A 20,589-nucleotide genomic window follows, 5' to 3' on the forward strand; every position below is an offset into this window, starting at 1 on the left:
ACTAGAAGTTATTAGAAATTCGGTTGTTTTAAAAGCAGACAGAGCTCGTCCTACCGTGCTACGATAGTAAATCGTGAAGTAGATTTGGCTCAGTGGCGCAGTGGTTAGCGCAGGGGACTCATAAGCCCAAGGTCGCAGGTTCAAATCCCGCCTGAGCCATGATTTAATCAAAAAAACCGCGCTCTCAATATTGAGAGCGTGTTTTTTTGATTTCTCAAGAAGATACTTGTAGTCGTTATGAGTATGATATATTTGTAACAGTTCGTAAAAAAGGAAAAAAATCTATGACCAGTGAATGCCTCCGGGTTGGTCAAGCTGCACCTGATTTCGCAGCAACAGCCGTAGTGGATCAGGAATTCAAGACAGTTAAACTGTCCGACTATAAAGGCAAAAAGTATGTAGTTTTGTTCTTCTACCCCTTGGACTTCACCTTTGTGTGCCCGACTGAGATTACAGCATTTAGCGATCGCTACGAGGACTTCAAGAAAATCGATACCGAAATCCTCGGCGTATCCGTTGACAGCGAATTCTCTCACCTGGCTTGGATACAAACAGACCGCAAATCAGGCGGTGTCGGCGACCTTAACTATCCCTTAGTTGCTGACCTCAAAAAAACAATTAGTTCTGACTACAACGTCCTCGACCCAGAAGCAGGCATTGCCCTCAGAGGTCTGTTCATCATCGACAAAGAAGGCATCATCCAACACTCTACTATCAACAATCTTGCCTTCGGCCGTAACGTGGACGAAACTCTCCGCACTCTGCAAGCTATCCAACACGTGCAGTCTCACCCTGATGAAGTTTGTCCCGCCGGCTGGCAGCCCGGTGACAAGACTATGACTCCCGATCCGGTCAAGTCTAAGGTATTCTTTGCTGCTGTTTAAGCACATTATATTTGTAGGGACACGGCAGCGCCGTGTCCGTACCCGCAGAGGCATTTATCGAAAAATTGGGTCTAAAACCTCCCCATTCTAGGGGGACTTTACTTTTATTTCACTTTAGCTTACCATAGCAAATATAGTTTGGTAAGTGCAATGTTAAAAGCCTGCAAGTACAGAATCTATCCGACTCAAGAGCAATCTATATTGCTTGCTAAGTCGTTTGGATGTGTACGGTGGTTTTACAATTTTGCGCTTAACCTAACCAGTGAAACTTACAAAGCAACAGGTAAGGGTTTAAGTCGAAACGACATCATTAATTTGTTACCTTCGCTAAAAAAAGAATATGAATGGTTAACAGAACCACCTTCACAATGTTTACAGCAAGTAGCATTGGATTTGTCTAGTGGTTTTTTGAACTTTTTTGAGAAACGGGCTAAATACCCAAATTTCAAGAAAAAGGGACAAAAGCAATCTATCCGATTCCCACAAGGAATTAAATTAGATGGCGACTATCTCACGTTGCCAAAACTAGGTAAGGTTTACTGCAAAGTATCTCGATTGCTGGAAGGAAATTTAAAATCTGTTACCGTATCGGTAAATCCATCAGGTGAATACTACGCCGCTTGTCTCTACGATGATGGTAAAGATAAGCCTGTTTCATCGTCAGAGGGAAAAGCTATTGGTGTAGACATGGGGATAAATCATTATGCAATTACGTCTGACGGGACTAAGCATGGCAACCCCAAATATTACCGTAAATATGAAGTTAAACTAGCCAAGAGACAAAAGCAACTTAGTCGCAAACAAAAAGGGTCTAGGAATCGTAACAAAGCACGGATTAAAGTTGCTAAAGTGCATGAAAAAATCACCAGATGTCGGGAAGATTTTCTCCAAAAACTAAGTCGTAAATTAGTTGACGAAAACCAAGTCCTAGTGGTAGAAAATCTGGCAGTTAGAAACATGGTAAAAAATTCCCAACTAGCTAAATCAATCAGTGATGCTGGATGGGGTCAATTTTGCACCATGTTGAAGTACAAGTCAGAGTGGGAGGGAAGAATCTACATCGAAATCGATAGATTTTTTCCCAGTTCAAAAACTTGTAGTAACTGCTTACATCAACTAGATAACCTGAGTTTAGATATTCGTAGCTGGCAATGTCCCAAATGTCAAACGGTACATGACAGAGACATTAACGCCGCCATGAATATCCGCGATGAAGGTTTACGACTTTTGGCGGGAGGGCATCTCGCTAACGCTTCCAGACGACGTGTAAGACCATCTAAAGGCACTGCTTTTAGAGGCAACGTTGGATGAAGGAAGAATCTCGGCCGTTTTACGGCGGGGAGTTGTCAATTAACCGGATTTTTAATTACCAATTAGCAATTAGCAAGTACCCAATTAGGAAATATGCTGACTTCTACTAATTTTAGCGGCTTGTTAAATGAGCGGTTTTTCCAAAATTTATTGCCTGTGCCGGCGAGTAATGTTCTGAAGCTGGGACAGATGACGCCAGATTTTGAATTGCCGGATATTAATAATGGCAAATTGGTGCGGCTGTCGAATTATCGGGGCGATAAGCCGGTAGTTCTGGCTTTTACGCGGATTTTTACTGAAAAGCAATATTGCCCTTTCTGTTTTCCTCACATTAAAGCTTTGAATGAAAACTGGGAAAAATTTGCCGCTCGCAATATAGAATTATTGATGGTTGCCAGTACCGACGATCGCCAAAGCCAAATTGTGGTTAGAGATTTAGGCTTGAAAATGCCTCTGCTGTCCGATCCAGGCGTAAAAGTGTTTCGGGCTTATCAAGTCGGTCAGGCTTTAGGTGCTCCTTTGCCCGCTCAGTTTGTTTTGGATGCAGAGGGAAAACTCGTCTTCAAACATTTGTTTTCTTTCATAGACCACAATGCTAGTGTGGACACTTTGCTGCAGTATGCCAATGGGTAAGGACACCGCTACAGTCATTAGTCATTAGTCAACAGTCATTAGTCATCAGTCATTAGTCAACAGTCACCAGTCAACAGTCAACAGTCAACAGTCAACAATGACGGACGGTGCAACCGGAATCAATATGACAGTGGCTGCTACAGCTTTTTAGTCATAAATACTTATTGTGCCAATTGCGATGGCGGAATGTTGCCATGTTCGATCGACATTAATCTAGGCTATAGCTTGAATGTAGGTAGTACAAGTTTAAGCCGATGTCGTCTCCCAAAGGTCGATCGAGCAAAATTGAATTGAGCGTCTTAGCCTCGCATCCTGAGTTGTTGACAGGTTTAGAAGCGTGGCTGCGGCTGGGTTTGCTTTCGCCCGCCGAAGTTGAGCAATTGTGCCGGCAGTATTTAGTCTGCCCAGTCAGAAATCCCGCTGCAGACATTTCTGAAATTGACGGTCCGCGAGTTCCTATGAACGAGCCAAAAGTACCTGTCCCCTCAACGCCTCAAGCATTACCTAGCAGCAGAGAAAGCCTTGCTACGCCCACAAAAACTACTCCAGCCCCTAATTTTATCGCTCAAATTTTGCACTCGCTAATGGCAGAAATTAGCGTGGTGTGGCTGTTGTTTTTAGGAGTGTTCATGGTAGTTGTCTCCTCAGGAGTCTTAGCTGCCAGTCAGTGGGAAAGATTTCCTGCCGCCGGACAATATGGAGTATTGTTAGCTTATACTTTAACTTTTTGGGCGATTAGCACTTGGGCAAACAGACAACAGAATTTGCACTTGACTGCTCGAACTTTGCAAGAAGTGACACTGTTGCTAGTGCCGATCAATTTTTGGGCAATGGATACTTTTGGATTGTGGCGGTATCCTTGGGACTGGGCGGTAGCAATCGCAGCGGCACTTATTTTGACTTGGATAACTGCCCGGATTATAAAAGATCAATATCAAAGCTTTTCAGGAAACAACATCACTCGCTCGATCGCCATAAATCACTTGGGATTGAGTTATTTGCACTGGGGGTGGGGAAGTGCCGGCTTTTCCCTGGCTGCGGTTTATTTGGGTACAGTGGGAACTGCTGCTGCTACAGTTTATCAAGTTCAGCAACAACGATTGCAATCTATCACACCCGCGGGAAATACTGAAACATTCGCCGCTGCTTCCAGTTCGAGCAGAGATTTTCTGACTTACAAAAAAGCGGCTTTAGTAGCTTATTCCTTAGGAATTTTACTGGGTCGGGCGATATTTGTCAAGGATGTAAATATCGCGGAAATGGGTTTAGCTTTGGGAATCTGCGGCGTGCTTTTAGCATGGCCCGATTGGCAGCACCCCCTCGCATCTGGGACTATTGAAAACAATATATCCGACCAGCCAAATCCGAGCAAATTTTTTAACTGGCAATTAGCGGGAATGGGTTTGGTGGGTTTGGGATACCTGGTTTGTTTTCGCGACATTCCGCTACAGGCGATCGCAGTTAGCGGATTGGCTGTTTGGTTTTTTTACAACCGTTTAGTGCGGTTTTGGCAAAAGTTTGATTTGCTAATGCTTGAGGCCGTCGGACTTCAGAGTATTTGGCTGTTTTGGCGAGTGCTTCCTTTAGGGATTAAAACACAATTTGTTGCATTTTTAACTCAGCTTACAAACTCTCAGCAAACTCCTTGGGCTTTTTGGGGTGTTTTGCTGTTGCCTTATTTAATTTTAATGGTAAGTGTGGCCCAATGGCTCTACCGCAAGCGAAAGTTTCAACTTGCCCGTTTTGGCGAAAACCTTGCTCTCAGTTTGGGGATGGTTTTAACTGTTGTTAGTTTAGTCAATCCGTTTTGGCGATCGCTCAATTTATTCGTCTCTACTTTAACTTTAGGTTGGATAACTTGGAAATACGTAAGTGCCGACAATTCCCGGCGAGTTTCGAGGCAGGCTGATGCTGTTGAACAACAGGGAAATCCCGCTATTTTGGTTCCCCTAACTCACATTATTGGTTTAGGCGCGATCGCTTCGGCAATTGACTTATTTTTTCCCAACCAGACATCCAATATTTGGTCAGCAATATTATTAATATTCATGGCGAGTGAATGGGTATTTTTTGTCTGGATGAAAGCGGGCAATTCCCGAGAAAATTCTGCTTTTTTCCGCTGGCATCCTGCATGGTTTCAAAGTTCCTGGTATCTGGGCTTAGTATTAGCAGGATTCAGCTTTATATTGTTGCAAAATTATTTAATTGCGGGTACTGCCACTTATCGCCCTCAGTGGAGTTTGCTCTGGCTGGCGACTCCTTTGGCTTTGACGGCTGTTGCTAAATATACTGAGCCTCCCCACAAACAAGTTGCCAGTACCTTTAGTGCGATCGCCTTAATATTCGCACAATTTCTAATTTTTACTTTTCCGGGATATCGGTTAATTGGTTTTGGCTTTGCAGCCGGATTAATGTTGGTCAATACTTACTATTTAGTAGAGCTACCAGCGGCTGTGATTGGAGTGGGGTTTGGCTTGAGTTTCCTAGCTGCGGCGATCGAGCAATTAGGTTTTGTGTCGGGTTGGGATTGGGCAATTGCCGGGGCGATCGCTGTTTTGTCTCTGTGGTTGCTTCGCAGCATGATTGTTCGTTTTTCCAGCCGTTTGCCTGAGTCTTCTCAATTAACTCAAATTTACGATCGAGCTTTAGATGCTTGGGCCATCTTACTGGCAGGCTTGCTGTTAACAACAATTACTTTTTATTCCTTTGACTTCTACGCAGGCAGTACCTTGAGTTCCCAGGCTTCTGCTGAAGTTTTGGCTGCTATTTTGGTGATAATGGCTGCGATTATTTTCCGAAGTTTACGCCAACTTTCCCCTCTGGCAATTTATGCCTTGGCTTGGAGTTTGGAGTTGTTGACAGCAGTCGGTTTGAGTTTTGTCGATCGCACTACGATTAATTTGGCAGTTGCTAATATCGCTCTCGGGTTGTCTACGCAATTATTGGGCGATGTGTGGCGGCGCCGCCACCCCGATCCAACAATTTTGCCTAGCATTCATTTTATACCTTTGGTTTACGGGGTATTGGGTTTAACTTTCCGATCGCAAACTTTTGCGAATTGGACTGGTTTAACTGTGTTGGGTGCGTCTTTAATTGCGATCGGCATTGGTAGGCGGGAGCAAGAATTCAAACCTTTGGTTTATTTGGGATTAATTGGCGTGTCCGTTGCTGCTTACGAATCGCTACTCTATCAACTTTTTCAAACATCAGGAGGAGTTTTTGGCGACGGCTTAATTGTCCTGGCAACTCTCGGCACAACCTTAACCTATATCTATCGCATTTTATCTCCTTGGCTCAGCAATTATTTACATTTAACCAATGCTGAACTAAAAATATTTACTCACCTGCACTGGGTTTTGAGCAGTTGGCTGCTGATTTGGGCTTCGGCAAATGATATTAAATCCGGCTTAAGTTTAGGATTAGTCACAGGTGCTTTATTAGTTCAATATGCTTTCTGGCAAGGGCGAAATAATCTCGATCGCCAATGGGCAGAAATTTGGATTTACTTGGGTTGGCTAGAAGCCTTTGGCATCCGGCTTTACTGGATCAATACACCTTTAGTTAAGTATATTTCCGGGCCGCTGGGACCTTGGAAAGTTGCCTTCGCTTCTCTATTAGCCTATTTCATTTACATTTTGCCTTGGGACAACTGGGGTTGGTCAAAAAAACCTTGGCAGGTAATTGCTTCGCTGATTCCAATAGTTGCTATTTTGGAAAGTCCGGCTAAGTTTTATCCGATTAGCTTGCTGATAGCTGCCGCGTTTTATGTTTTCCTGGCTTGGGAAAGGCAGGAAGTCCGTTTTACCTATGTGAGTGTGGCGATAATTGACTGGATATTGCTCAGGTGGTTTGGACAAATGGGATTGACTCAGCCAGAGTTTTATGTTACTCCTTTAGGACTTTCTTTCCTTTACGTTGCTCAGTTCGATCGCACTCTCAAATTACCAGCAGAAAAACCGCTGCGCCACACTCTGCGAATGCTCGCAACTGCGCTGATTTGCGGGATACCTCTTTTGACTCAGCAAAGCCACGGTTTAGTTGCGGGAGCTTTTAGTTTGGCGGCGATTGCAGCGGGTTTGGCGCTGCGAGTTCGGGCGTTTTTGTTTGTGGGAACTGGAATTTTCTTAATCAATATTTTTTATCAGTTGGTGGTTCTGATATTCGATTATCCGCTGATTAAATGGGCGATTGGTTTGGCTTTTGGGATTGTGTTTATCTGGATTGCTGCTACTTTTGAAACTCGGCGCGATCGCATTTCTGCTTTTGTGCAGCATTGGGTTGTACAATTGCAATCTTGGGAGTAAATTTATTAGGACTTACGCACAGACTCTAATTGTAAGGTGCGCAGTGCGCACCTTACCACTACAGATAGTGTAAAAATTGATTCCTTGCGTAAGTCCTGTTCTGAAGCCATTTTTGCCTGGGTTTTTGTCTAATTTCGGCCATAAGGCATTGGTAACAAGTTAAGCTAAGAAAGCATTTGTCAATCAGCAATTATGCTCAAAATTTACTCGGATTTTGGGCATAAAACTGAGATTTGGGCGATCGTGCGATCGTGCCGAGGGTGATATTTATACCTACTCCCTCTCAAATCGTGAATTTTCCACTTCTAAAAAAGCAGTTTTTTTGAGTAATATTACTGATTGACAAATGCAATTAAGTCTTAACTTGTCACTAATGGCCATAAGGAGGGTTTATCTCCCATCTTGGTTTAGATAAACCATTATCTAAACTAGAGTAAACAATATATATGCTGCCATCCCCAAAGTTATAAGTGCTATGAGTAAACCTGATAAATAATTGTTCGGGAGTTTTAGTTAAATCAACTTTACCCCCTCTTGAAAGTCCTTTATATTTCTCTGGTAATTCTATGTCTTCTCGACATGTATATAGCTTAGACTCCTCTTTATGTAGCTGAAAATTTTGAATGCAGCTTCTTTTACCATGTAATGTTCTTGCTTTAATCAGACCCACTATGTATTCTCTATGCTTAAGATAAAGATTTAAGTTATTAATAGAAATGCTTTGATATCCATTATGAATAAATCCAAATCCGAAAAACCCCAAACCTAAAGCAACAAGAATCAACATAAATATATATTCTTTCTTTTGTTTTCTGTTCTGATTAATGCTACTAATTATTTTCTTTAAAACTATTATATTCAAAATAGCGATCGGGAAGCCAATGAAAAGTAATATGAATGCAAGACTTACTCCCGTTTGAGGTAAATATATTTCCCAAAAAGGAAAGCAATAATTAGTCGCTGATATTGTTAAGTAGAATACAATAACTGAAATTCCCAGGGAAGTTAGCCAAGAACGTCGCTGTAATAAAAGCCAGAATAGCCAGAATAAAAAAGATACAGTAGCTAATATTGCAAGATATGAAGTAGCTAATATTGCAGATGACATGATTTGAAACCCTCCTAATTTATTTTCCTATTAAACGCTTAACCCGATGAAATTATACTATCTTTAGCACAATTTTTGGTTTTTCAATAGATCCCCAACTTCTTCAAGAATTTGGGGATCTGGGTATTCTGTTTTTTTATCTGCGTTTAATCTAACTCTAAATCGTGAGGTCGATCGAACATAATTTCCAATATGCCCGATCGTACAAACCGACGCAAAGCCCTGACACGATCCTCAGCATCTTGGCGATTGCAGAAACGGGCAACAGTGTGATTTCGAGCATCAGGCAAAACCCGCACAATTGCCCAAGGTTTGGCATAATCAGGCCTTAAGAAATCAGGGCTTTTCGTTAGTTGCGGGTGCTCTGCCGGCAGTGCATTTACTTGCGGATTTGAAGAATGTTCGGCAATTATCTTCGCACCTGCTTTTCGGAGAATGTCGAGTGACTCGATGAAAATAACATGACGATTGCGATCGAAATTTAGGTAAAAAAATAGAGACAGGCTTTTCGGCCTGTCCCCCAAGATAACATCTGTATTTCCATCAACATAGAACCGCTATGTTAAGAAATATCTGAGGTGCGTGACGCTTAATTTTCACCAGTGAGTCAAAGATTTATCGCTGTCACGCACCCTACAACTGAATTAAAGGGTCAAAGCGAATTCAGGCAATTTCGGCTCAGAAGAACCATCAGGTAAGACCTTAACTTGACCGTTTTCATCCACATCAACGATCGCCTTTTGACCTTCTTTCAGCTTCCCAGACAGCATTTCCTCAGCCAGTACATCTTCCAACAACCGCATGATTGCGCGCCGCAAAGGTCGAGCACCGTAGCTGGGATTGTAGCCTTCTGCAACTAACAGTTCCTTGAACTTTTCTGTGACGGACAAAGTAATACCCTGTTCGCTTAAGCGGCTGAAAACTTCCCGCAACATGATGTCGCCAATCTGCTTGACTTCTTCCTTATTCAACTGGCGGAAGACAATAATGTCATCCAAGCGATTCAGAAATTCGGGACGGAAAAACTGTTTCAGTTCCTCGTTGACCAAATTGCGAACGCGGTTGTATTGAACATCTGCAAAGTTGTCATTAAACTCAAAACCGAGACCGCCGCCGCCTTTTTCAATGACTCGCGAACCGATGTTTGAGGTCATGATCAGCAGCGTATTTTTAAAGTCAACTGTCCGACCTTTAGCGTCAGTCAAGCGGCCGTCTTCCAAGATTTGCAGCATCATGTTGAAGACATCCGGGTGAGCTTTTTCGATTTCGTCGAACAGCACGACGGTGTAAGGACGGCGCCGGACTGCTTCTGTTAGTTGGCCGCCTTCATCGTAGCCAACGTAACCCGGAGGCGAACCGATGAGTTTAGAAACCGTGTGGCGTTCCATGAATTCGGACATATCTAACCGAATCATGGCTTCTTCGGAACCGAAGAAATATGTTGCTAGGGCTTTTGTAAGTTCCGTTTTGCCGACGCCTGTGGGGCCGGAAAAGATGAAACTGGCGATCGGGCGATTCGGATTTTTCAAGCCTACCCGCGCGCGGCGGATGGCCCTAGAAACTGCGCTGACAGCTTCTTCTTGACCGATCAAGCGCTGGTGCAGCGTGTCTTCCATGTGCAGCAGCAATTCTGATTCGGATTCTGTCAGCTTGCTAACCGGTACTCCCGTCCAATTAGCCACGATGTGGGCGATGTCTTCTTCGGTGACGATGGGAGAGGTTTTGACTTGGCTTTTGTTGATCGTAGCTTCGGCGATTTCGGCTTCAATTTCTAATTCGCGATCGCGCAATTTTCCAGCTTTGTCGAAGTCTTGCTCGCGCACTGCTGCATCTTTTTCTTTTGTTACTGCGGGCAGTTGCTTTTTGAGCTCTTTAACTTCGGGCGGGGTTTGTGAATGCATCACGCGGACGCGGGAACCTGCTTCGTCAATTAAGTCGATCGCCTTGTCTGGCAAAAACCGATCGTTAATATACCGATCTGACAGTGTAGCTGCTGCTTCTAAAGCTGCGTCGGAAATTGTCAGCCTGTGATGTTGTTCGTAAGCCGATCGCAACCCGTACAATATTTCTATTGTTTCAGCCACGCTCGGTTCGCCGACTTTGATCGGTTGGAATCGGCGTTCTAAGGCAGCGTCGCGCTCGATGTGTTTGCGATATTCGTCCAAGGTAGTTGCGCCGACACACTGCAATTCGCCTCTAGCAAGGGCTGGTTTGAGCATATTCGAGGCGTCCATGCTGCCTTGAATTGCGCCTGCACCCACTAAGGTGTGAATTTCATCGATTACCAGAATGATGTTGCCGGCCGCACGAATTTCGGCCATGATTTTCGTCAGCCGTTCTTCAAATTCGCCTCGGAACTTTGTACCAGCAATCAGCGAACCCATATCGAGGCTGATTACTTGTTTGTCTTCTAAAATTTCCGGGACGTTTCTATTAACAATCCGCTGGGCTAGCCCTTCGGCGAGGGCTGTTTTGCCGACTCCCGGTTCGCCTACTAACACTGGATTGTTCTTCGTGCGGCGCCCCAGCACTTGGATCACGCGCTCGATTTCATTTTCGCGGCCCACGACGGGATCGAGTTTGCCTGCTGCAGCTAACTTGGTCAGGTTTGTGCCAAATTCTTCTAAAGTCGGGATTTTGCGATCGCCGCTATCCCCTCTGCCTCCGGGTACCGCCGCCACTTCTCCCACGGCACGAATTACCTGCGTGCGGACTCTCTGGCGATCGATCCCCAAGTTTTGCAGCACTTTCCCCGCCACCCCTTCGTCGTCTTGGATCAGCCCCAGCAGGATGTGCTCGGTGCCGATGTAATTGTGACCTAACTGCCGCGCTTCGTTGAGCGCCGTCTCAAAAATGCGCTTGACGCGGGGCGTAAAAGGAATTTCCGGCGGGAGGAAGCCGGAACCTCTGCCGATGATATTTTCGATTTCATTGCGCGCCTCTTTCAAGTTGAGGCCCATATCCAGTAATACTTTTGCAGCGATGCCAGTGCCTTCGCCCACGAGTCCCAGGAGGATTTGCTCGGTCCCTACAAAATTGTGGCCGAGGCGCCGCGCTTCCTCTTGGGCTAGCATGATTGCTTTAATGGCTTGTTCTGTAAAGCGTTCAAACATATTTTTCTATCCTACTGTCTTGGCGAGGGCTGTATCGCTGCTGGTTAGGAGCGATTTGGAACATTACACCAATTATAGATGTAAATTTTTGTGTATTTCCTTCTCTAACAATGTATCGTTGCTAAGGGGGGGCGAACAGTGGGGAGAGCCGAATAGTAGGGGTGTGGTTGCCGTCAAGAATCATGCTATCTGCTGTGCCTCAATCTACTGTCCCACGGCCACCCTGTCAAGCATTTTCTCAAAGAAAGCAAGCGAAACTGTTTCGAGCACGAGCGAGGAATGCTTTTGTTTGCAATGATGCGCTGCGATGCAGAGTATTTCGCCCCAAAGCAATTTTATTATTTTAACAGGTTAAGGGACTTGTGGGTTCTCCGGCTCGCGGCAAAATTGCCGGCATTTTTCAGTTGCTATTATTTGCATAATTGCCGGAGGAATTACCCGGAGTTGAGCCCGCTGTTTTTTTGTGTTTTTGGCTGTTTTAAGTCTGACAATTTTATCCTATTTTAAAGCAAATTTAGGGTGCCAGACTGCGAATAGATGCGAGCAGGTGCACAAGGTTTCAATCGTCACGCACCATAACTCAAGATAGCAAATGTAGGTGCATCACTGTAAATAGATTCGACGACGAGCAAGCAAGTGCAGAATGCCTCAATACTCACGCACCATAACTCGATCTGTACCTGTGGATTTTATAGCCGGAGAAATCATGAAAGCTTAAGAAATGTACTTTTTTGGTACTTTTGCATTTCTAACTATAGCGGTTCGATCGCGTGGTGAGGTATGCCCTGCGCGGGCCTGTTTGCCCCATGGCCTGCGCGGGCCGATGCCCTGCGCGGGCCGATGCCCTGTTTGCCCGATGCCCTATGTTACTGAGAAAGGCTATATTACACTTTGCTACTTTTAAAGCCATCGTGAAAGCAACTGTTCAATTACTTTCACAAAGCCGATCGCAATTTGGATCAACGGCCAACCCACCAGACAAATTAACACCGCCCAGCGAGTTTGAATATCCAAACCTTGGCGAACCGCCACAATTACAGCTAGCAAACTCCACACAGCTAATATGCGCTCTATTCCTTCTCCCAGCAAGGGAATTAAGGTTAAGAAATTCAGCACTTGGGGGGCGTAGGCAAATCCGATTGGAACCAGCAACTCCCGATAAGTTACGTGACCCGGTTTCAGCCACTCCCCGATTTTAAAGATAGTGAAAGTCCAAAAATAATAACCCCCCGCGACTGCCAAACCCTCTATCCAAAGGCCTAGAAATATTACTGATAGCTCAGTTCGGTTGATTAACAAGATGACGGCACTGCCCAACACCCGGGACACCGCAGCTAAAATTACAATTGTTAAAGCTATCCGCTTAGTTCTGCGAGTGTAGGGAGTTTTTTCGTAAAAATTGCCGTTCAAAGAAAGTGCTCTCCAAATCGTTGCCCCCAAACCTGCAATTGAATCTTCTCCCTTCACGTTGAAGTCCTGCTCCTCAAGATAGTTGACAATTTATACAAAATCAGCTCTAATACAGCAGAAATACCGAAAAATTTCTAGGTAATTAGGTAATTAAGGGGAATTCTACCAGATTTTATTAAATGCTAAGATTGATTTTACGGATACTTGCGTGGCTGCGCGGGGGAAGTTTAAATTTGTTGCTCGTCGCAGGTGCAATCCTATTAGTTTGGGGCATTCTTTCCCCGGTGGGAACTGTTATATGGTGGCTGGGTCAAAGTGCCGAAACTTTGGGTTTCCAGAAAAATCCGCCGGAGATATTGCCCTCAAACAAGGGGAATCTAGAAGCGCCCAAGTCTTCGCAGCTCAATTGTTATATAATTTTTTTACCGGGAGTTGGCGATTTTTCGGGGGACGAATTAACCCCGGGCGAAGAGTTTTTTCTCAAAGGTTTAGTTGGAAGTCACCCGCAGTGCGTAGCAGTGGGCGATGTTTTTCCTTATTCAGCTTCTAACAAAAGTTTAGGAGGAGAGCGGTGGCTAGCTCCTTTTTGGCGGTTTGCAGAAAACGCCAAAAGCGGGCCGATTGCGGGGGATATATTCATCAAAATTCGCAATCTCTGGAGGTTTGCAATTTCTCTTGATTATCGCTACGGTTTTGCATACAATCAGGGAATGGCTAATGCAATTATCGATCGCATGAATGCTAAATCTCCGATTTCAGTTAATCCTCAAAAACCTTTGAAAGTTATTTTAATTGGCACTAGCGGCGGCGCACAAGTTGCTTTGGGTGCTACTCACGATCTTAAAAAGTGGCTGAATGCAAAAATTACTGTTATTTCGGTTGGGGGCGTTTTTTCGGGAGAGAAGGGTTTTGCAGATGCCGATCGCATTTTCCACTTGCGCGGCACTCGCGATTCAATTGAGGATATTGGCGGCATAGTTTTTCCGAGTCGTTGGTACTGGTTCGCGACTTCTCCTTTCAATCAAGCTCGTTTACAAGGCCGCTATGCAGAAGCTTTCAGCGGCCCTCACAAGCACGACGGCGATGATGGATATTTTGGGGAAAATCAAGCGGCGGACGGTAAAAAGTATGTAGATATAACCCTGGACAAGATTAATCAATTGCCTGTTTGGTCTAAAAGCACCTCCAATTGATGAGTTTTTGCATATTCGATGCCTGTACAATTATAATTAAGTTAGGAGGAATTTTTTTAGTTTTAATTTATTCATAAATAGAGGAGTGACGTTCATCATTAAAAACTAATTTTATTATAGTCAATCGACCGCAGATATAGCAATCCTAAATGATTATACTCGTTACCATGCTCTGCCTGGAAGTTAAACCAGTTAACCAGTTATTGAAATTGATTTAGGATTGCTATAGTATCAATCGGTAGCATAAGCTATTCAGCAATTAAATGGCATCTAAAATAATAATAAAAATAGTCTGAACCGTTGCTATGAGCCAGGTTAGGAATATACAAGTTAAATACACAACCGCTTAGTCATTAGTCATTAGTTATTAATTTTGTCATTGTTTGTTGTGCGTCGCTTGAAGCTTGGCCTTGTTGCCTTCCCGTCTCTACCTCCAATTTGCAATTCCCGATGCCCGATGCCCAATTCCCAATTCCTAATTCCTAATTCCTAATTCCCTATTATCAATGTCTCGACCAACATTATATATTGCCATCACGAATCACGGATTCGGTCACGCTGTCCCAGTCTCCTCCGTAGCTGCAAAAATTCAAGAATTAAATCCAGATATTTTACTAATTATTACAACAACTGCACCTCGCTGGCTGCTAGAATCTTACATTCGCGGCGACTTTATCCACCGTCCCCGCGCTTTTGATGTGGGTGTCGTGCAAGCTGACAGTTTGAATATGGATAAAGACGCGACACTGGAAAAATTGCGGGAAATTCGGAAAAAGCAAAATTCGATAATTGCCAGCGAAGTTAATTTTATCAAGCAAAATCGGGTGGGTTTGGTGCTGGCAGACATTCCTCCTTTGGCAACGCGAATTGCGGCATCGGCTGGGGTTCCTTGCTGGATGATGGCTAATTTCGGGTGGGATTTTATCTATCGAGATTGGGGCGGGGAATTTGCAGAAATAGCAGATTGGATTGCTGAGTGTTTCGGAATGTGCGATCGGCTTTTTCGTCTTCCTTTACACGAACCGATGCCAGCTTTTCCAAATATTCAAGATGTTGGCTTAACTGGCGGCAATCCTCGCTACAGTAAGGATCGACTTCGGGAAGTATTCGGAATAGAAACACCGCTGGAAAAAACTGTATTGCTGACTTTCGGCGGACTGGGCGTAGAGGACATTCCTTATCAAAATCTACAGCAATTTAGCGACTGGCAATTTATTACTTTTGATGATGGATGTCCCGATTTGCCGAATTTGATTAAAGCGACAAATCAGGAGTTTACAAAATCTCTCCCGAGTTTACCGCGTCCGGTTGATATTATGCCTGTCTGCGGGCGCTTACTTTCTAAACCGGGATACAGCACTTTTGCAGAAGCTTTGCGCTTGGAAATACCTGTTATTTCTATAATAAGAGAAGGTTTTGCAGAATCTCCGGTGTTGCTGGAATGGCTTCAAAATTATGCGGAACATCAAATTGTGACGGCGGCGGAGTTTTTTGAGGGGGATTGGGAGTTTTTGCGAAAACCGCTGCATCCGCCCCGTTTGTCGGGTAAATTGGATAAAAATGGTACGGAGACGATCGCCCAAGCTGTTGTAGATTATTTTACATGAGGCGATTGAAATCGATCCTAGACAAGCAAAGCTGGAGGAGGGCGATTGAAATTGCTTAAGAGTCAAACCAAGTCGGCGCAACGCCAGACTGAACAGTTTTGACTCAGTCTCATCCAAAATCTCAAATCTCAAATCTCAAATCGCAAGTCTCATGCAAAATCTCAAATCTCAAATCTCAAATCGCAAGCCTCATGCAAAATCTCAAATCTCAAATCTCAAATCGCAAGCCTCATGCAAAATCTCAAATCTCAAATCTAAAAAATCTAAAATCTAAAATCTAAAATCTAAAATCGAATGACTCACTATCAACACATACTCAAGATTCAAACTACAGGGAAGTCTCTGTGCAAAATCACTCCTAAGATTGAAGATGCGGTGGCGAATTCAGGTATTAAAACAGGACTTTGTACCTTATTTTTGCGCCATACTTCTGCTAGTTTGGTGATTCAAGAAAATGCTGACCCGGATGTACTTAAGGATTTGGCTAACTTTTTAGCTAAACTGGTACCGGAGGGCGATCGCTACATTCACGATGCGGAAGGCCCAGACGATATGCCGGCCCACATTCGCACTGCGCTGACTCACACTTCTGAACAAATCCCGATCGATCGCGGCAGGTTACTGTTAGGAACTTGGCAGGGAATTTACCTGTGGGAACACCGCCAGCGGGGTCACATTCGCGAATTAGTTGTTCACGTCAGCGGCACTTGATCGGAATTTGCACCTCGCTGATTTTAGTTGCTTCCGGCGTCATCGGGGAATTGTAAAAAAAACGGCGCGGCGGCCCGACTATTTCGTATTCAGGATGTTCTTGAAGCCAATCTTTGAGTTTCTGGAGGTTCTTTTCGTAGCTTTCCCAAGTGTAGGCCCCGCCCACGCCGATGCTGACAACCGTCATCGGCGAAGTATCCCTGACTTCTACAGCGGAGTTAACGCTGCTGGGGGCGATATTTGGTGCGGGATAGAGGAAAGAAACTTCTGCAACAGGAACCGCATCGATTTGCTCAGAAGTTGCCGTGTAGCGCGCTTCTACTGGCGTTGTCATCGCAATTTGGTTGTTGCTGATGTGTTGAAATAAGGGATTGAAGGCGATTCCTGTTGCTTGTGGCAAATCGCCCGCGTGGGTGTATGTGACAGCGCGGTACTGAGGATATTGCTTAACTTCTATGACCCCAATCTGTGCGGGTTCAGGGAATCCACTAGGTAATGCCATTTAAGATTTGAGATTTGAGATTTTACATTAAAGAATTGAGAAAGACTGACTCCGCAAGGGTTGGGAACTTGCTGGCAGTTGCATTGTTTTTTTGCAACTGGTATAAATAGGCTGAGATTGTTTGCAGACGATCGAGCCACACAACCAGTTTAGCAGTTATGCAGGGCGATGCTAACTGTCGATCGCCTAGAATTAGTTAGAGATTTATTAATTCAGCTCCTAATAATACGGAGGGCGCTGAGTAAGCAGAGAAACATTAATCTAGTTGTCGTTGAAAAATTACCGTTTTTCAGGGGCGTCTGCTATTTTGGTCGGAAAACATTCGGCTGTTGGGCCGATCGAGCTGTGCGTTCTCAGTTATTGCCACGCTTATCGCGTTCAGCAACGCCGATCAATTATACCGCTTTCAGGAAATGACGTATGAAAAAGATTCTAGTGATTGAGGACGAGCAAATAATTCTCGAGAATATTCTCAAACTCCTCAAAGCTGAAGGTTTCGACGTGACGGGCGCAGAAAATGGAGCGCAAGGTTTAAATGCGGCGGTGTCAAATCTTCCCGACGTGATTATTTGCGACGTGATGATGCCGGAACTTGACGGGTACGGGGTGCTGATGGCCTTGCGATCGAATCCTGTTACTGCTACAGTACCTTTTGTTTTTCTCACCGGTAAAACCGAGCGCTCTGAAATGCGGCAAGGTATGGAATTGGGAGCAGATGATTACCTGACTAAACCTTTTACTAAAGCTGAACTTGTGGGGGCGATATCGAGCCGCTTGAAAAAACAAGAAGCTGTCGCCGAACAGTACAATAATTTGCGAGCGCAAAGCTGCGCCTTAATCCCAGGTGCCGCGGAAAAATTAGAGCAGATAAAAACAAGTTTGTGCGACGCTCTGGAACGAGAAGAATTCCAACTTTACTATCAGCCGCAGGTCAATGTCCAGACTGGGAAAATTCTGAGCGCAGAAGCTTTAATACGCTGGCTGCATCCAGAAAAAGGGCTGATTTCGCCCGCACAATTTATACCGTCTGCCGAAGCAACTGGCTTCATTGTACAGTTAGGCGAGTGGGTTTTGCAGACAGCTTGCAGGCAAATGCAAGTTTGGCAAAGTGCTGGTTTTTCGGGGCTGCGGGTAGCGGTGAATCTGTCGGCGCGCCAATTTCACCAACCGGATCTCAGCAGCAGAATTGCCCAAATTTTAGCAGAAATTGGTTTGGAACCGAGCAGTTTGGAATTAGAGCTGACCGAAAGTTTGATGGTGGAGGATGCTCCAAGTGCGATCGCTACTTTGCAACAATTGAAAAATTTGGGAGTTTCTATATCTATTGATGACTTCGGCACTGGGTATTCTTCTTTAAGCTATCTGGCGCAATACCCCTTCGATACTTTAAAAATCGACCGCTGTTTTATCAGCAATATCACCCATGGTTGCACAAATGCAGCCATTGTGAAAGCTATTATTGAAATGGCGCACAGTCTCTGTCTTGAGGTAATTGCCGAAGGAGTTGAGACGGAAGCCGAAAAAGATGTTCTCTGGCGCTACAAGTGCGATACAATGCAAGGATATTTGTTCAGTCCTCCTTTGCCTGCGGCGGATTTTGAAAAGTTGCTAGTAGCAGGCAAATAGAATATCGGTTAATTCAATATTTGTCCTATAATTAAGTGCGATTCGGGTGGAATATGGTTTTAGAATCCAGCAGTAACGTTGACTCACTTAAATCAAGCAATAAAAAAAATAAGGATGTTTACATAGCTGTGCAAGTTACTCTATTGATAGTCTTTTTAGCTTTTTTGTCCAATTTTTTTGTCATTGTCAACGCTGGAGAACGGGGCGTCCTGATGCAGTTTGGTAAAGTGCAAGAACAGGTACTCGGAGAAGGACTTCACATAATATTCCCCACAGTTTATACTGTAAAAAAGTTGAGCGTCCGGGTGCAAAAACAGGAAAGTTCCGCTGAAGCTTCTTCAAAAGATTTGCAAGATGTTTTCACGGATGTAGCGCTAAACTGGCACATTATCCCAGACGAAGCAAATGCTATTTTTCAACAAATAGGTGACGAAACAGAAGTCGTGGCTCGCATTATCGCTCCGGCAGTTGAAGAAGTATTAAAAGCAGTTATGGCAAAATACACGGCTGAAGAAATTATTACTAAACGGGGAGAAGTTAAAGCCGCAGTTGATGAATTTTTAACCTTGAGGCTGCTTACATATCACATTGCGGTTGACGATATTTCTTTAGTACACGTTCACTTTTCTCAGCGGTTTAGCGATGCGGTGGAGGCGAAACAAATTGCCGAACAGGAGGCAAAAAGAGGGGAGTTTTTAGCGCTGAAGGCAGTAAAAGAGGCCGAGGCTAAGGTGAATTTAGCCAAGGGAGAAGCCGAAGTGCAAAGGTTGCTGCGGGACAATTTGACTGCGGAACTTTTGGAAAGGCAGGCTATAGAAAAATGGGATGGGAAATTGCCGCTGATTGTTGGTGATGGGGGTAAAAATATATTGGATGTGAGAAAACTATTGAACAGCGGTAATTAAGATAATTAGATATCTCCCATAATTCTTGTGGAACAGGCATCCTGCCTGTTCAAAACTTGATTTTTAGGAGATGTCTATTAACTAGGGACACGGCACCGTGCCTTTCGTCGTGTCAACTTAACGTACAACCAATAGTCCGGCAAGGGTTGAAACCCCTGCCTCAAAGCTAAAGTCGTCTGAAGACGACTAATGAGTTCTTCAGTCCTCTTGGAGAGGACTTTAGCTATTAGACAGGGGTTTCAACCCCTGGCGGACTGACGGGCGGACGGAAGGACTGGGCGGACTGACAGCTTAAGTTGACACTAATAGCCTCTGGGAGTGTCCCTACGGGGCTCTTACCAATTACCAGTACCTTAAGTTAATATCTGTTCAAAAGCTTTAGTAATTCCAGTTTGAAAGCGCTGTCGGTGCTTCAGTTTTAAAACTGGTTTAATTATGTCAAAACATAGATTAGAACTTGGTTGGCTATCTATAATTTTAATCGCTCGCAGTGTAGATAGCTGCAATTCTTTTTTTACCATCAATTCAGGAATAGCCGCTGCACCTGTGCCGCTTTCCACCACTGCTTTTACCATTTCACTGCTGTTCAAAACTAAAGTTACATTCAATTCATCGGGATTAATGCCCCAACTTTGCAAAGCTTGTTCCAACATTTGCTGAACTCCAGAACCAGCTTCTCGCATCACCCAATCCGTTTTCGCAATTTCCGTTAAACTCACCTCTGCACGTTCAAACCAAGGGTGAGATTGGCCAACTACAATCAGCAAGCGCTCGCTGCCTACAACTTCTTCCTCTAGAATCTTCTTAAGGGAAGCTTTGATGTCTCCCGTCACTAAACCTAAATCAAATGTTCCCGTCGCCGTCCCCGCACAAATTTCTTCGGCATTTGCCAGAGTACAATTCACGGAAATACCAGGATATTGCTGTTTGAACTCGCTAAGTTTATCAGGCAACCAATAATTGCCAATGGTCAGACTGCAACCCAAGTTTAATTCGCCTCGCTGCAAGTCGTTCAACTCCCGCAAACCTCTCTCAGTCAAAGCAACTTGGTCGAGAATTTTCTGAGTTTCAACTTGCAGCAACTTCCCAGCATCTGTGATTTCTATCCGGCGGCCGATGCGGTGAAATAGTTTGACTCCGTATTCTGCCTCTAAACATTGGATAGCGGCGCTGACTGCAGGTTGGGTAATGTAAAGTTCCTCTGCGGCGCGGCTGAAGTGCAGGTGTTCCGCGACAGCTAGAAAAACTCGCAGTTGGTCAAGTGTCATTCCGGCCATGCTGA

15 protein-coding genes and 1 tRNA gene are annotated in these 20,589 nt (G+C 44.5%); 10 read left to right on the forward strand and 6 right to left on the reverse strand.

Annotation, left to right across the window (positions count from 1 at the left end; translation table 11 throughout):
• The first annotated feature begins 86 nt into the window (after nt 1–86).
• From QUB56_RS11575 to QUB56_RS11595, 5 genes are all read left to right on the forward strand, one after another.
• Nucleotides 87–159: transfer RNA gene (locus QUB56_RS11575), tRNA-Met, on the forward strand.
• A 125-nt stretch (nt 160–284) separates the two neighbouring features.
• Complete coding sequence (locus QUB56_RS11580; protein ID WP_332955289.1) at nt 285–884, forward strand: peroxiredoxin; 600 nt, start codon at nt 285–287, stop codon at nt 882–884.
• A 150-nt stretch (nt 885–1,034) separates the two neighbouring features.
• Nucleotides 1,035–2,195 (forward strand): IS200/IS605 family element RNA-guided endonuclease TnpB, encoded by a 1,161-nt coding sequence (gene tnpB, locus QUB56_RS11585; protein WP_332955350.1) that lies wholly within the window; start codon nt 1,035–1,037, stop codon nt 2,193–2,195.
• A 93-nt stretch (nt 2,196–2,288) separates the two neighbouring features.
• A complete protein-coding gene (locus tag QUB56_RS11590; RefSeq protein WP_332955290.1) occupies nt 2,289–2,828 on the forward strand; it encodes a redoxin domain-containing protein in 540 nt (179 codons plus the stop codon).
• 254 nt (nt 2,829–3,082) lie between these two features.
• A complete protein-coding gene (locus QUB56_RS11595; protein WP_332955291.1) occupies nt 3,083–7,132 on the forward strand; it encodes a hypothetical protein in 4,050 nt (1,349 codons plus the stop codon).
• Nucleotides 7,133–7,502: 370 nt separating this feature from the next.
• Here QUB56_RS11595 and QUB56_RS11600 read toward each other — a convergent pair whose 3' ends face one another.
• From QUB56_RS11600 to QUB56_RS11615, 4 genes are all read right to left on the reverse strand, one after another.
• Nucleotides 7,503–8,240, reverse strand: a complete 738-nt coding sequence (locus QUB56_RS11600) for a hypothetical protein (protein WP_332955292.1) — start codon at nt 8,238–8,240, stop codon at nt 7,503–7,505.
• 146 nt (nt 8,241–8,386) lie between these two features.
• Complete coding sequence (locus QUB56_RS11605; RefSeq protein ID WP_332955293.1) at nt 8,387–8,764, reverse strand: hypothetical protein; 378 nt, start codon at nt 8,762–8,764, stop codon at nt 8,387–8,389.
• A 120-nt stretch (nt 8,765–8,884) separates the two neighbouring features.
• Nucleotides 8,885–11,353 carry an ATP-dependent Clp protease ATP-binding subunit gene (locus QUB56_RS11610; RefSeq protein ID WP_332955294.1) on the reverse strand — a complete coding sequence of 823 codons (2,469 nt, stop codon included), beginning with the start codon at nt 11,351–11,353 and terminating at the stop codon, nt 8,885–8,887.
• A gap of 900 nt (nt 11,354–12,253) precedes the next feature.
• On the reverse strand, nt 12,254–12,820 hold the full coding sequence (locus QUB56_RS11615; protein WP_332955295.1) for a hypothetical protein: 567 nt from the start codon (nt 12,818–12,820) through the stop codon (nt 12,254–12,256).
• A 122-nt stretch (nt 12,821–12,942) separates the two neighbouring features.
• Between QUB56_RS11615 and QUB56_RS11620 the strand changes: the two genes are divergently transcribed.
• From QUB56_RS11620 to QUB56_RS11630, 3 genes are all read left to right on the forward strand, one after another.
• Complete coding sequence (locus QUB56_RS11620) at nt 12,943–13,956, forward strand: hypothetical protein (RefSeq protein WP_332955296.1); 1,014 nt, start codon at nt 12,943–12,945, stop codon at nt 13,954–13,956.
• 506 nt (nt 13,957–14,462) lie between these two features.
• Entirely contained in the window at nt 14,463–15,563 is a 1,101-nt protein-coding gene (locus tag QUB56_RS11625; RefSeq protein WP_332955297.1) for a glycosyl transferase, read from the forward strand.
• Nucleotides 15,564–15,857: 294 nt separating this feature from the next.
• Nucleotides 15,858–16,274, forward strand: coding sequence for a secondary thiamine-phosphate synthase enzyme YjbQ (locus tag QUB56_RS11630; RefSeq protein ID WP_332955298.1), 417 nt, complete (start codon nt 15,858–15,860; stop codon nt 16,272–16,274).
• Here the strand turns inward: QUB56_RS11630 and QUB56_RS11635 are convergent.
• Nucleotides 16,261–16,776 (reverse strand): heme-binding protein, encoded by a 516-nt coding sequence (locus tag QUB56_RS11635; RefSeq protein WP_332955299.1) that lies wholly within the window; start codon nt 16,774–16,776, stop codon nt 16,261–16,263. The genes QUB56_RS11630 and QUB56_RS11635 overlap by 14 nt on opposite strands.
• A gap of 420 nt (nt 16,777–17,196) precedes the next feature.
• Here QUB56_RS11635 and QUB56_RS11640 point away from each other — a divergent pair, with 420 nt between their 5' ends.
• Entirely contained in the window at nt 17,197–18,402 is a 1,206-nt protein-coding gene (locus QUB56_RS11640; RefSeq protein ID WP_332955300.1) for an EAL domain-containing response regulator, read from the forward strand.
• A 53-nt stretch (nt 18,403–18,455) separates the two neighbouring features.
• Complete coding sequence (locus QUB56_RS11645) at nt 18,456–19,307, forward strand: prohibitin family protein (RefSeq protein ID WP_445243330.1); 852 nt, start codon at nt 18,456–18,458, stop codon at nt 19,305–19,307.
• 353 nt (nt 19,308–19,660) lie between these two features.
• Here QUB56_RS11645 and QUB56_RS11650 read toward each other — a convergent pair whose 3' ends face one another.
• Complete coding sequence (locus tag QUB56_RS11650; protein WP_332955304.1) at nt 19,661–20,584, reverse strand: LysR substrate-binding domain-containing protein; 924 nt, start codon at nt 20,582–20,584, stop codon at nt 19,661–19,663.
• Between the last annotated feature and the right edge of the window lie 5 nt (nt 20,585–20,589).

This window comes from Microcoleus sp. AR_TQ3_B6 (assembly GCF_036702785.1).
In the GTDB taxonomy this organism is placed as follows: domain Bacteria; phylum Cyanobacteriota; class Cyanobacteriia; order Cyanobacteriales; family Microcoleaceae; genus Microcoleus.

Coding starts and splice junctions, on each gene's coding strand:
- QUB56_RS11580 (WP_332955289.1), top strand. CDS start 285: ATGACCAGTGAATGCCTCCGGGTTGGTCAAGCTGCACCTGATTTCGCA.
- tnpB (WP_332955350.1), top strand. CDS start 1,035: ATGTTAAAAGCCTGCAAGTACAGAATCTATCCGACTCAAGAGCAATCT.
- QUB56_RS11590 (WP_332955290.1), top strand. CDS start 2,289: ATGCTGACTTCTACTAATTTTAGCGGCTTGTTAAATGAGCGGTTTTTC.
- QUB56_RS11595 (WP_332955291.1), top strand. CDS start 3,083: ATGTCGTCTCCCAAAGGTCGATCGAGCAAAATTGAATTGAGCGTCTTA.
- QUB56_RS11600 (WP_332955292.1), bottom strand. CDS start 8,240: ATGTCATCTGCAATATTAGCTACTTCATATCTTGCAATATTAGCTACT.
- QUB56_RS11610 (WP_332955294.1), bottom strand. CDS start 11,353: ATGTTTGAACGCTTTACAGAACAAGCCATTAAAGCAATCATGCTAGCC.
- QUB56_RS11620 (WP_332955296.1), top strand. CDS start 12,943: ATGCTAAGATTGATTTTACGGATACTTGCGTGGCTGCGCGGGGGAAGT.
- QUB56_RS11625 (WP_332955297.1), top strand. CDS start 14,463: ATGTCTCGACCAACATTATATATTGCCATCACGAATCACGGATTCGGT.
- QUB56_RS11630 (WP_332955298.1), top strand. CDS start 15,858: ATGACTCACTATCAACACATACTCAAGATTCAAACTACAGGGAAGTCT.
- QUB56_RS11635 (WP_332955299.1), bottom strand. CDS start 16,776: ATGGCATTACCTAGTGGATTCCCTGAACCCGCACAGATTGGGGTCATA.
- QUB56_RS11640 (WP_332955300.1), top strand. CDS start 17,197: ATGAAAAAGATTCTAGTGATTGAGGACGAGCAAATAATTCTCGAGAAT.
- QUB56_RS11645 (WP_445243330.1), top strand. CDS start 18,456: ATGGTTTTAGAATCCAGCAGTAACGTTGACTCACTTAAATCAAGCAAT.
- QUB56_RS11650 (WP_332955304.1), bottom strand. CDS start 20,584: ATGGCCGGAATGACACTTGACCAACTGCGAGTTTTTCTAGCTGTCGCG.